Raw genomic sequence first — 12,241 nt, forward strand, 5'->3', positions numbered from 1 at the left:
TGGTTAGCGAGTTTTTTTTATATTTACAATCTAAAGTAAAGACATGATTACATCCAAAACCATTTCAAATGGCATTCTTAGAGCATTGTTAACACTAGTTTTTGTTAGCTTAATCTTATTCTTTTTCTACCAAATACAATCCGTACTGATTTATCTTGTTGTATCTTTTATACTTACATTGATTGGAAACCCTATTTTAGACTTTTTCAAAAAAAGATTAAAATTCAATCATCTCTTTGCAACTATTACGACTTTATTTATTTTCATATTGATCATATTTGGATTCATAATGATGTTTATCCCTTTAATTTCATCACAAGGACAAAATTTATCGCTTCTTAATACATCAGAGATTGAAAAAAATATAATTCAATTAATAAATCAACTTACCTTATTTTTAGAAAGTCATCAGATTGATTCCTCAAAATTGCTAAAGGAGGCCAACATCACTTCTAAAATAAATTTCAATAGTATCCCCAATTTTTTAAATGCAATTCTAGGCACCATCAGTAGTTTTGGAATGGGATTAGGTTCCGTTTTATTTATCACTTTTTTCTTTTTAAAAGATCGATTAATGTTTATCATCGGAGCAAAAAAATTAATTCCAGACAGCCATGAAGACCAAATTTTGAATTCATTAGAAAAAATAAACCACTTGTTATCCAGATATTTCATTGGACTGCTGCTTCAATTATTTATTGTATTCCTTTTATACCTTATAGTTTTAATCATTTTTGGTGTTCCAAATGCTCTTGTTATTGCTTTTTTATGCGCTGTACTAAACATCATTCCATACATTGGCCCACTGATAGCCTCTTTTTTAGCCGCAATTTTAACTATGTTGAGTAATTTAGGAAGTGATTTTCAATCTGAAATTTTACCTTCAACTATTTATGTGCTAATCGGTTTTTGGATCGTTCAAGTAATCGATAATAATTTATCTCAACCTATTATTTTTTCAAAGAGTGTAAGCTCACATCCTTTAGAAATATTTCTTGTAATCTTAATTGCAGGTTTCCTTTTTGGAATATTAGGAATGATTGTGGCAGTACCTTTATACACCATAATAAAAGTGATAGGAAAAGAATTCTTTCCTGAAAACAAAATTATTCAACTATTAACTAAAGATATTTAATTTTGGATTTAAGGATTCTAAATGCCGAAATACAGGCGTTTATCAATGATAATATTGGCAAAAGCATTTCGAAGTTAGCACTTCAAAAAAATCCCTTTCAAGATGTGGATTGGATTTCTATTTTGAACCAAATAGAAGCTAAAACAAAAGCTAAAGACAAATTGCCGAATTGGTTTTCGACCAAAAACATTATTTATCCAAATAAAATTTCAATAGAACAAACTTCATCCGAAAAAACAGCAGCCTACAAAGCTTCAATTGTATCTGGCGAATCTCTAATCGATTTAACGGGAGGTTTTGGAGTTGATGATTATTATTTTGCAAAAAAAATAAAAACGGTTGCACATTGTGAAATCAATCCAGAGCTATCAAATCTCGTACAGCACAATTTCAAACAATTAAATATTTCCAATATCACCTGTTATGCTGGAGACAGTTTGGCAACTTTGTCCTCTTTAAATTCAAAATGGGACTGGATTTACATTGATCCTTCCAGACGAAATGATGCCAAAGGAAAAGTATTTATGCTTAACGATTGTTTGCCAAATGTTCCTGAAAATCTTGATTTTTATTTCACCAATTCAAATGCTGTTTTAATAAAAACAGCACCTCTTCTTGATATTTCAGCGGGTTTATCCGAATTAAGACACGTGAATACGATTCATATTGTAGCCTTAGAGAACGAAGTAAAAGAACTATTATGGGAATTACACAAAGGGTATTCTGGAAATATAAATATTAAAACCGTTAATATTTTAAAGGATAAAATGGAAACATTTGAATTTATTTTGGGCGAGGATTCTAAATTTTCGAACTTTAATCTACCACAAAAGTATTTATACGAACCCAATAGTGCTATCATGAAATCTGGTGGATTTGATAAAGTGGGCTCGTTTTATAATCTAAATAAACTACACAAACATTCCCATTTATATACATCAACTACTTTAATATCCTTTCCAGGGCGCGTTTTTGAAATTCAAAATACATTTCCTTACAACAAAACGGAAATGAAAAGTTATTTAGAAAAGACTCAAGCGAATATCACCACCCGAAATTTTCCGGATAGCGTAGAAAGCATTCGAAAAAAATGGAAAATAAAAGACGGAGGAAATGTATATTGTTTTTTTACAACTGATGAAAATAATCATAAAATTGTTTTAATTTGCACCAAAATATCATAAAAATGAAATACGTTATTACCCTAACTTTATTGTTCTTCAGTCTGCATATATTTGCTCAAAAACCATGTGATTACAGCACAAATGTTACCGATTCTTTAGGTACTTACAAATCGACAAAAGAATACATGATTAGTGAGAAAAATTTTGCCGGAAATTCCAGTTATATTTTTTATTCTTTGGCATTAACGGATGGCTTACCAACATTAAGTGTACAATTCCTTCAAAAAAGTAAAGACTTTTTGAAAGCGAATTGTTTTGATGAAAATTCTAAATTGTTTTTACAATTAAACAATGGAAAAATAATCACGTTGATACATATCAATCAAGAAAACTGTGGCACCCTGATACGCGATGATAAAGGATTTGACAATAGAATTAATTCAGGGATTTTTATGTTTACGAAAGATAGCTTTGAAGAATTAAAAAACTCCCCGGTTTCTATGATGCGCATTAAATATTTGACGGATACGGAAGATTATATCTTCAAAAAAGAGTTTAAATCAGAATTAACGAATGAAATCTACAATCCGGAAACCTACTTTATCGATAACTTAAAATGTATTGAATAAGTCGCTATTTACAATCCCACTTAACATTAGAAACTTTATCATTCAAACCTGTCTTCAAATTGTAATGCCACCATTCTGAATCAAAAGAATTGAAACCACTACTTATCATAATTGTTTTCAATACTATTCTGTTTTCTTTTACTACTTTCGAAACATTAGGGTAATTGTGACTGGCTTCGATTCCAAAAAAATCAAAAGAAGTCCCCATATCCAATTCTTTCCCATTGCTATCAACCAGAGTAATGTCTACTGCTCCTCCTCTATTGTGGATAGAACCTTTGGCAGGATCAGCTACATATTCCGGGTTAGATACAATTTTCCACATTTTTTTCTGAATATCCAAAGGGCGGTAACAGTCAAAAATTTTGATTTTGTAGCCCTTTTTTATAAACTTCTTATTAGCTTCAACAAGTGCAGTAACAGTTTTTAAACGTAAAAAACATTCGGCACAATCATACACTTTTGCCTTCAGGAAATTATCAGGCGTTGCATACTTCATATCGTAGATAAAATCCTGACTATACTCTTTTAAATTTACAAATGTAGTATCACTGATAATTGGACTTTTTTTTTCTTGAGCGTCAGAAATGATGGTTTGCGATTTACAGGAAACAATACAAAAAACAGAACAAAGAAGTACAAATGGTTTGAAGTAGAAAGTCATAAACACTATTTTTTATAAAAATAGAATAATTAAAGGGATTTCAGGAAATATAAAAACAAAAAAACGATACTATTTCTAGTATCGTTTTAAGTGAACCTTATGGTACAAAATTCGAACCTTTTACTAGAAGATTTGAAACTTTTAGCTGATTGTTTTGAAATGCAAAGGTTCTAATACATTTGAAATGGTAATGATTTTAATTGCTACAAACCGATAATAAATCATTTTCTAATTGTTCAATTGAACTCCATTCCGAGCAATTATTGGGGATAGGCTCGGAATGGTCAATTAATGATTTGAGTAATTGCTCTACTATTAAAAATTTATTGTCATCAGTAGAAATAGTTTGAAAAGCATTATACTACCGCCAACGACAAACCGCTAGCGGTAGTAAATTTTTCAATTTATAAAAAAGTTGCTGCTGCTTCCAAAATAAGTGCCGTTACTTCTTTCGGATGAGAGGCCAAAGAAGCGTGTCCGGCATCGAGTCGAATGATTTTTTTAGGGTTCATTCTTTCTGCCATTTCTTTCTCTGTTTCCGCAGGAATCATATTGTCTTGATTAGAAATTTGATACCAACTTGGTTTTGTTTTCCACGCTGGTTCACCTGCTACATCGCCAAAGCATTGTCCGTGTATGGGTCTTTGTGCTAAAGACATTACCAAGGTATCTTCTTCATTTAAGTCTTGACAGAAATTTTTGTGATATTCATCATATTTAATCCATAAAAAACCTTTAGAGTCAGGATAAATACTGGCTCCTCCTGGAGAAGCTCTTCGTCCTAAAAGGGCGCCTAAACTATCTCCTGCATCAGGTGCAAATGCAGCAATGTACACCAGCCCTACTACTTTGTCATGATTTCCAGCACCTGAAATTACCGCGCCACCATACGAGTGTCCAACTAACAAAACTTTGCCGTCTTGTGCATCAATCAAATCTTCTGTTTTGGTAATGTCGTCTTGCAACGAGGTCAAAGGATTTTGAACGCTACGAACTTTGTAACCTTCTTTTACTAAAGCAGGGATTACATGTTGCCAATGAGAACCGTCTCCCCAAGCACCGTGTACCAAAATAATAGTCAAATCTTTTTTCATAATTATACTATTTTTAATGTTATAAACTTTTTTTTGAACTGTGAATAAAATTAATAAAAAACAATCATATTTTCGCAAAAAACTCTTAGTTGATTATTCACAATTTACTGACAATCACACTCTTGTTTAAAAATATATTACTTTTTGGAATGCATATCTTTTGCTGCTGTAATAATTACATTAGCGACTGCATTTGGCTGTGACATATAAATTACATGGCTGCCTTTTACTTCAGTAACTTTTGTATGAGAACGTTTGTACATATTGCGTTGGATTTCTGGTGCAATACATTTATCGTCTGTTGCTACGATTGCATAAGTAGGCTTATTTCTCCATGCTGCATTTGTAATCGGTGTTGCAAATGCTCTGCCGTAAAAAGCTCCTTGTGATGCATACATAAATTCTGCTACGTCTTTAGGGAGATCGGCGCATACACCAGCATGGTATTTGGCTTGATCATAATAAACAATGCCTTTAGCATCTGGAGGCAATATACCGTTTTCAGGAGCGGGTGGTACAGTTTGCACCCATTGCAGTGCTGATTCGCCATTGTCAGGCTGAAAAGCTGCAACATAGACTAGCGCTACAACATTGGGATGATTACCTGCTTCTGTTATAACAGCACCACCATACGAATGGCCGACTAGGATTGTTGGACCATCCTGTTTGTCTAATGCTACCTTTGTTGCGGTAACATCATCCTCAAGAGAGGTGAGCGGATTTTGCACAATCGTTACATGATACCCTTTCTTGCTTAATATTTCATAAAGTGCTTTCCACCCAGAACCATCAGCAAAAGCACCATGCACAAGAACTACGTTTTTAACTGCTGCATTTGCAGTTTGTGCGTTTGTAATTGTCGATGCAAATAAGAAACTGAAGAGTAGTACTGCAAACATAAAGAAACGATTCATTTGATCTTTTAAAGAAACTGCTTTCATTTTTTAAATTTTAATTGTTAGTAATTGTATAGAGCTATTATTGTTTGATACTAATGTGGTGCATTAACAGTTATGATATCGGACAGCTTTTTGCTTTTGATGTTTTCCGGTATTCCTGAATTCAAACCTTCATTCCCTATTTGATAGGACAAATTTATATCGCTAACATTCATAAATCAAATTAATAATTTTATATCTTTATAAATAAAAATTATAATCTTGACTATACAACAATTAAAATATATCACAGCATTGGATGAAGAGCGCCACTTCGCAAGGGCTGCCGAAGTATGCATGGTGACACAGCCGGGATTGACTATACAGCTTAAAAATCTTGAAGAAGAAATCGGAATAAAAATTTTTGACAGAAATAAAGTGCCTTTAACACCCACAATTCTCGGCATGGAAATTATAAATCGAGCAAAAAAAATCCTCCGTGAAGTAGATGAAATCCGGGATTTTGTGATAAATGAAAAAAATATGCTCGAAGGCGAACTGAAACTTGGAATACTTTCAACATTATCACCATATCTGATTCCGCTATTTATTAAAGCAATGAAACAAGCAACTCCAAAGATGCATTATATCATTAAGGAAGCTAACACGGGACAGCTCATGAAGGATATTCAGACCGGCTCACTGGATGTTGCAATAATGTCAACACCTACCGGAAATCCTAATCTGATTGAATATCCTGTATTCAAAGAACCCTTTGTAGCCTACCTGAATCCAGACCATCCGATGGCAGCAGACACTCATTATGAATTACAGGAATGTGATAAGTCCAATTTATTACTATTGCAAAATGAATATTGCTACAATGCGCAATTGCTGGATATTTGCCAATTAAAGAATCTAAAAAAAATTAAAAAACAGTTTAGCTACGACATTAGTTCAATCGAAACCTTAAAGAATCTGGTTCGCGCACAATTGGGATTTGCTATAATACCAGAACTTTCAATGATTAACGAAATTGAAACTGGGCTATTTAAGCATTTTAAAGATCCTAAACCAATCAGAGAGATCAGTTTAGTAGTTTCGGATACCTTTTCAAAAAAATTACTCTTGGAGAAAATGAACGAAGCAATTTGGAATTCTTTACCTGAACCACTGCAGCAAAATTTTGCCTATCGCAAGATCAGGTGGAATGATTCTCCTTACTTTATCAAAGCTGTCAGCAAATTTTAAATTAGACTTAACGCGTGTTCAGGGAGAACAAGTTTAATTTTATCATTTGTTAAAAAATGTCTTGTATAAAAAAGATAATCTTAAAATAAAAATTGCCTCTTTAAATCTATACTATGCGTCTTCTTTATTTTTCTGCTTCAACATAAACATAACCAATCCAAATGAAGAAAATAACAATCCACAATAAAGATTGACTTTCATTTTGTATTCTGTAGCATCCGAAAGGAAAGCGTAACCTAACAATAATAACCCTATAATCAGGAAGAAAAGCCCGATAACAAAACGTAAATCAAATAATTTGTTCATAGTAAATACTTTTAGAAGAAGATTATATTAAATACAAGAGTAACCACTAACACTATTACACCCAGCCAAAGCGGGTTTTTGTACCAAACTTTACTGGAATCCTTTTGTTTTGGAGTAAGACTATAAACCAAACCAACCAATTCCTCTTCTGGCTTGGGTTGAGTCACAAGACTAATTAATATGGTAACTACAAAACAGGCTATAAATGAAATCCATGCAATATTGAAAGCTTGGCCAGTACCGGAATAATATTCATGCATATTGGTTATCCAACCTCCCTTACCCTCGGCTACAGTCAAACCATGCGTAAGTGCTGCAGTACCTGTACCGGCAAGTAATCCCCAAAAGGCACCATGACCGGTAGTACGTTTCCAAAACATCCCTAAAAAGAAAGTGGCAAAAAGCGGGGCATTTACAAAACTGAATACCAGTTGCAACAAGTCCATTATATTGTTAAAACCACGGGCAACATAAGCGGTCATGATCGAAATTAATATTCCGGCTACAGTAGCGGCTTTTCCTATATAATAATAATGCTTCTCCGAGCCGTTTTTCTTTATATGCGATTGGTAAATATCAAATGTCCATACGGTATTAAAAGCGGTGACATTTCCTGCCATTCCACTCATAAACGAAGCAATTAAAGCGGTAATTCCCACTCCTAATATTCCGTTTGGATACAGTTTTTGCAACAAAATAGGCAATACCATATTATAATTTGGATCTCCATTTGGATTAGTTGGAAGATCAAAACCAGTAAATTTACTTTGCAAAGCAAGGATTATTATCCCAGGAAGAATAACAATTGCTGGCATCAATATTTTGGGAATGGCAGCAATGATGGGTGTTCTTTGAGCATCGCTTAGGTTTTTACTGATCATGGCCCTTTGTACCACCAAAAAATCGGTACACCAATATCCAAAAGCCAAGACAAATCCAAGACCAAAGACCATACTAAAGGCATCCACCCCCATTGGATTATTGGTGGGACTATCCAATCCTTTCCAAACATGAAGTTTCACATCGTCGACATTTTGAACAATTCCTTCCCATCCTCCTACTTTATCCAAACCTATAAAAACCAAAGGTGCTATTCCCAATACAATCAAAAAGAATTGCAATACCTCATTATAGACGGCGCTAGTCAGTCCTCCCAAGAAAATATAAATGAACACCACAGTTGCAGCAACCCAAATTGACAAATCAAAATTCCATCCTAACACCACTTCCATCAGCATGGCTAAAGCATACAAAGAAACACCTGATGAAAAAACAGTCATTACCGCAAATGTGAGCGCATTGAAGGTTCTGGTCTTTTCATCGAAACGAAGTTTTAGGTATTCCGGCACACTGCGTGCCTTGCTTCCATAATAAAACGGCATCATGAAAATACCTAAAAAAATCATTGCCAATGCAGCTCCCAACCAATAAAAATGGGCCGTATACAATCCATACTTTGCACCATTTGCAGCCATACCCAATACTTCCTGCGCACCCAAATTGGCAGAAATAAAAGCGAGACTGGTAATCCATAACGGAATATTACGGTTACTCATTAAAAAATCATTTCCCGTTTTTACTTTCCGTTTCAGCAGAAAGCCAATCCCAATTACAAAAATAAAATATATGCCAATAATGAGGTAATCAATTAATTCCAATTTCATAACAATCGTTCTTTTTATTATTATTTTTTCTCAAAGAATACTTGTCTTTGTATTCTATTTTAATCCACTTAACTAGACGTCTGCAGCACTTCTTTTTAGTAAATCAAACTCACTCACCAGAACCGATAAATGTTCACTCATTTTTTCATATGCTTTCTCTCGTATCATTTCTTTAGGAAATAATTGAGATCCTAAACCAACCGATGATACACCGGCATTATACCATTTTTGTACCTCTTCTCTACTGGCTTCAACTCCTCCGGTTGCCATAAACTGCATTTCCGGAAATACCGCTCTTATCGCCTCTATATAAGAAGGCCCTCCCAATTGCTTTGCAGGAAATATTTTGACCAATGACAAACCCCAGTTTTCTGCCAAACAAACCTCCGACGGTGTAGCACAACCAGGAATCCACAATATATTTTCCTTTTTACAAACTTCTTGGATTTCTTCCAAAACAACCGGTGAAATAAGAAAATCGGCTCCAGCTTCTATGAATCGTTTCGCTTGGTCTGCATTTTTAATGGTTCCAATTCCAATCTTCATTTCAGGAAGTTCTGCATCACGATATTCCTTTAATTCAATAAAAATTTCGAAAGAGTTTGCGTTCCTATTGGTAAACTCAAACACTTTTATTCCGTTTTCATAACATATACGCATTACATTTTTGCACACTTCTACATCTGTATGAGTGTACAAGGGAATAAATTTTTCCTTTAAAATGTACTTCTGGATTTCCAATGGTTTTAAAACTGCCATATTTAATTTTATTTTAATTCTCAAAAAGATTAACGGATAATTCTTCCGCTGCCTTTTTGCTTTATAATCATTTCTACTTCTTCTTTTGAAGCAACATTCATATCCCCAACTATACTGTGCTTCATCACTCCACAAGCTGTTGCATATTCTATCACTTGTTGCAAGGGTTGATTTTGGTGTAAACCATAAATCAGTCCGGCCATGAAAGCGTCGCCTGCTCCAATACGCTCAGCGATACTGTCTATACTATATTCCGAGGAGGAAACTATTTCATTGTTATGCCACAGATAACCCATATAGCCGTTTGAAGATGCACTCTTTTGACTACGCATTGTCATGGCTATATACGTAACATTTGGCAACTTTTCCTTCAATAAAGCACAAGTACTTTCTACCAAATTATTCTCGTCAGGATTGATGTTGAAATACAATTTTGCGGAATCAACGTCAGCAAGAACCACGTCGCAATAGCTGAGCAATTTTGGCATTATTTCACTGCTGGGTTTTCCATATTGCCATAAGGTACTTCGATAATTAAAATCGGCCGAAATCATCACACCATTTTGTTTTGCAACTTCCAAAGCACCTAAACAAACTGCTACCAGATTTTCGTTTAAAGCAGGACTAATACCGCTCCAATGAAACCAATCAGCCGTAGCAAAAACTTCTTTCCAGTCGACCTCTCCTTCTTTCAACATACTGAAAGCCGAATAATCCCTATCATAAATTACCCTGCCAGGTCTGGCTCCGACACCACTTTCGTAATAATAAATCCCGACACGGCTATTTTCTTTTTCAATAACTGTAGTAGGTACGCCATAACGGTGAAGTTGTGTAATCCCTGCTTGCGCAATTGTATTTGGCGGCAAAGCGGTTATATAACGTACTCTTTCTCCAAATAAGGACAATGAAACAGCAATATTAGCTTCGGAACCCGCCCAATGCATCTCCAAATTTTCAGCCTGCAAAATTTTTTTGCTCCCTGGTGGAGTTAACCTTAATAAATATTCCCCGAATAAAATCATTTCCTTCATCCTAAATTGATTGTTTTTTGTTACTATTGGGGTCCAAATTGGTGCACTTCCATTCCCCTGATTCCCACATCAACAAGGAATAAAGAGCCACTATCCGGATATTGCAGTAATTGCGCTTGATCCAGTCCGACTCTGGCTGTTGTGATAAATAATTGTTGCATCCTATTTCCTCCAAAAGCGCAAGAGGTAACATGGGGAGCATCAACTTCCACTTTTCCCACTAATTCACCAGAAAAGGGATTGTATCTATTAATACAGCTGCCCCCCCACATAGCTACCCATAACATTCCTTCTTCATCGATAGCCATTCCATCCGGTGTGAAACCAGGTTCTGTCACCCCAACAACAACGCTCTCATTTGAGATGGTACCGTTAATCAAATCGAAGTCATACCTTTTGATATTATAATCAAAAGAATCTATGTAATACATTGTTTTATTATCCTTACTCCAGCAAATACCATTCGACACTTTTCGGTTAGGTATTTTTTCTATCAAACTTTTTCCATCAAAACAATACAGGACCCCTTCAGCACCTTTTGCCTCTTCGTGCATTGTTCCTATCCAAAGTCTTCCAAGCGAATCACATTTACCATCGTTAGAACGATTATTTGGTTTATCAACTTCGATTTGAATCAATTCTTTCAGTTCTCCCGTGTCAAAATTTAATGACGCTATTGAACTTTCCAATGCAAGAACAAGAGTACCATTATCTGCCGGCACAACAGTTCCTACTCTTTCGCCAATATTCATTTCTTCTGTAATTTTAGTAATAGGATCAATGCATCCCACTTTTTTTCCTTCTATATCCACATACAAAAATTTCTTCCAAGCGGAGTACCAATGTGCCCCTTCCCCAAGAAGTAATTCGGTTTTGCATAAAGGCAATGCTTTCCATGTTTGTATCAATCCTTTCTTATTCATCCTGCATTAACGCACTACGCCCTCCATCCAATAAATAAGTTACACCACTGGCAAACGAGGCATATTCACTTGCCAAAAACACACACCAAGCTCCCACTTCTTCCGGCGACCCAATCTTTTTTACAGGATGCAAATCAATGGTCCTTTGTCGCTCTTTTGCGGCATCCGGAAAGGAATCAAACCAGTTTTGATTGCCAGGCGTATCAATAAAACCAGGAGCAATACCAACGGTTCTAATTGTTGGTCCCCACTCTATGGCCAAACTGCGAACCAATCCTGTCAATGCAGTTTTGGTAACATTATAAGGGAAACATCCGGGAATGCTCGAATACGCATGATTGGATGTCATGACGATGATAACTCCATTGTTCTTTTCTAAATATGGTTTACATAACTTTGACAACCGCCAGTGCGAAGCAAGATTCAGCTCCATATTTTGTTGCCAATGTTCTTCATCGCAATTAGCTGCCCCTTCAAATACATTCGCACCGGCATTGGAAATAAGCACATCAATTCTTCCAAATGTTTCAATTGTATTTTGAACAAACTTTCGTAAACTTTCTTCTTTGGTTACATCGCATTGCATGTACATCCCTTTTACTGAATTTTCAACAGTCGCTTTTATAAATTCACTACCATCTGCCGATGTAGCGCAACCAGATACATTTGCTCCGGCTTTGGCAAACATTTTTGCGATACTGGCTCCGATGCCATTTGTAACGCCAGTTATCAACACTGTTTTTCCTGTAAGATCAATCTGAAACATATTTCGTTTTTTAG

At 35.1% G+C, this 12,241-nt stretch carries 13 protein-coding genes; 4 read left to right on the forward strand and 9 right to left on the reverse strand.

Translation table 11 applies throughout. The features are described from left to right. Window positions 1-43 precede the first annotated feature (43 nt). Genes ACNQGX_RS08700 through ACNQGX_RS08710 form a run of 3 tightly spaced genes read left to right on the forward strand, consistent with a single transcriptional unit; the run spans window position 44 to window position 2,888 of the window. Window positions 44-1,135 carry an AI-2E family transporter gene (locus ACNQGX_RS08700; protein WP_131915893.1) on the forward strand — a complete coding sequence of 364 codons (1,092 nt, stop codon included), beginning with the start codon at window positions 44-46 and terminating at the stop codon, window positions 1,133-1,135. 2 nt (window positions 1,136-1,137) lie between these two features. After that, complete coding sequence (locus ACNQGX_RS08705; RefSeq protein ID WP_417975509.1) at window positions 1,138-2,319, forward strand: class I SAM-dependent methyltransferase; 1,182 nt, start codon at window positions 1,138-1,140, stop codon at window positions 2,317-2,319. A gap of 2 nt (window positions 2,320-2,321) precedes the next feature. Further along, the gene (locus ACNQGX_RS08710) at window positions 2,322-2,888 is read left to right on the forward strand and encodes a hypothetical protein (protein ID WP_417975510.1); all 567 of its coding nucleotides are present in this window, start codon (window positions 2,322-2,324) and stop codon (window positions 2,886-2,888) included. Between the two features lie 4 nt (window positions 2,889-2,892). On the opposite strand, the gene ACNQGX_RS08715 is transcribed toward ACNQGX_RS08710, so the two are convergent. The 3 genes from ACNQGX_RS08715 to ACNQGX_RS08725 form a co-directional block, all read right to left on the reverse strand. After that, the gene (locus ACNQGX_RS08715) at window positions 2,893-3,552 is read right to left on the reverse strand and encodes a M15 family metallopeptidase (protein ID WP_417975511.1); all 660 of its coding nucleotides are present in this window, start codon (window positions 3,550-3,552) and stop codon (window positions 2,893-2,895) included. Between the two features lie 404 nt (window positions 3,553-3,956). Further along, window positions 3,957-4,646 (reverse strand): alpha/beta hydrolase, encoded by a 690-nt coding sequence (locus tag ACNQGX_RS08720; protein WP_417975512.1) that lies wholly within the window; start codon window positions 4,644-4,646, stop codon window positions 3,957-3,959. Between the two features lie 137 nt (window positions 4,647-4,783). Beyond that, window positions 4,784-5,587: an alpha/beta hydrolase gene (locus ACNQGX_RS08725; protein ID WP_417975513.1), complete on the reverse strand. Its 804-nt coding sequence runs from the start codon at window positions 5,585-5,587 to the stop codon at window positions 4,784-4,786. Window positions 5,588-5,806: 219 nt separating this feature from the next. On the opposite strand from ACNQGX_RS08725, the gene ACNQGX_RS08730 reads away from it, so the two are divergent. Further along, entirely contained in the window at window positions 5,807-6,775 is a 969-nt protein-coding gene (locus ACNQGX_RS08730) for a hydrogen peroxide-inducible genes activator (protein ID WP_417975514.1), read from the forward strand. 111 nt (window positions 6,776-6,886) lie between these two features. Here ACNQGX_RS08730 and ACNQGX_RS08735 read toward each other — a convergent pair whose 3' ends face one another. The 6 genes from ACNQGX_RS08735 to ACNQGX_RS08760 all read right to left on the reverse strand — a co-directional run bounded on the left by ACNQGX_RS08735 (window position 6,887) and on the right by ACNQGX_RS08760 (window position 12,227). Beyond that, window positions 6,887-7,081: a hypothetical protein gene (locus tag ACNQGX_RS08735; protein WP_417975515.1), complete on the reverse strand. Its 195-nt coding sequence runs from the start codon at window positions 7,079-7,081 to the stop codon at window positions 6,887-6,889. Between the two features lie 11 nt (window positions 7,082-7,092). After that, the gene (locus ACNQGX_RS08740; protein WP_417975516.1) at window positions 7,093-8,745 is read right to left on the reverse strand and encodes a sodium:solute symporter family protein; all 1,653 of its coding nucleotides are present in this window, start codon (window positions 8,743-8,745) and stop codon (window positions 7,093-7,095) included. Between the two features lie 72 nt (window positions 8,746-8,817). Continuing rightward, window positions 8,818-9,504 (reverse strand): beta/alpha barrel domain-containing protein, encoded by a 687-nt coding sequence (locus ACNQGX_RS08745; RefSeq protein ID WP_417975517.1) that lies wholly within the window; start codon window positions 9,502-9,504, stop codon window positions 8,818-8,820. A gap of 29 nt (window positions 9,505-9,533) precedes the next feature. Further along, complete coding sequence (locus tag ACNQGX_RS08750; protein WP_417975518.1) at window positions 9,534-10,538, reverse strand: PfkB family carbohydrate kinase; 1,005 nt, start codon at window positions 10,536-10,538, stop codon at window positions 9,534-9,536. A 23-nt stretch (window positions 10,539-10,561) separates the two neighbouring features. Further along, window positions 10,562-11,461 (reverse strand): SMP-30/gluconolactonase/LRE family protein, encoded by a 900-nt coding sequence (locus ACNQGX_RS08755; RefSeq protein ID WP_417975519.1) that lies wholly within the window; start codon window positions 11,459-11,461, stop codon window positions 10,562-10,564. Then, entirely contained in the window at window positions 11,454-12,227 is a 774-nt protein-coding gene (locus ACNQGX_RS08760; RefSeq protein ID WP_417975520.1) for an SDR family NAD(P)-dependent oxidoreductase, read from the reverse strand. The genes ACNQGX_RS08755 and ACNQGX_RS08760 overlap by 8 nt, the downstream gene beginning before the upstream one ends. Between the last annotated feature and the right edge of the window lie 14 nt (window positions 12,228-12,241).

It is taken from the genome of Flavobacterium glycogeni (assembly GCF_048286775.1).
Taxonomy (GTDB): domain Bacteria; phylum Bacteroidota; class Bacteroidia; order Flavobacteriales; family Flavobacteriaceae; genus Flavobacterium.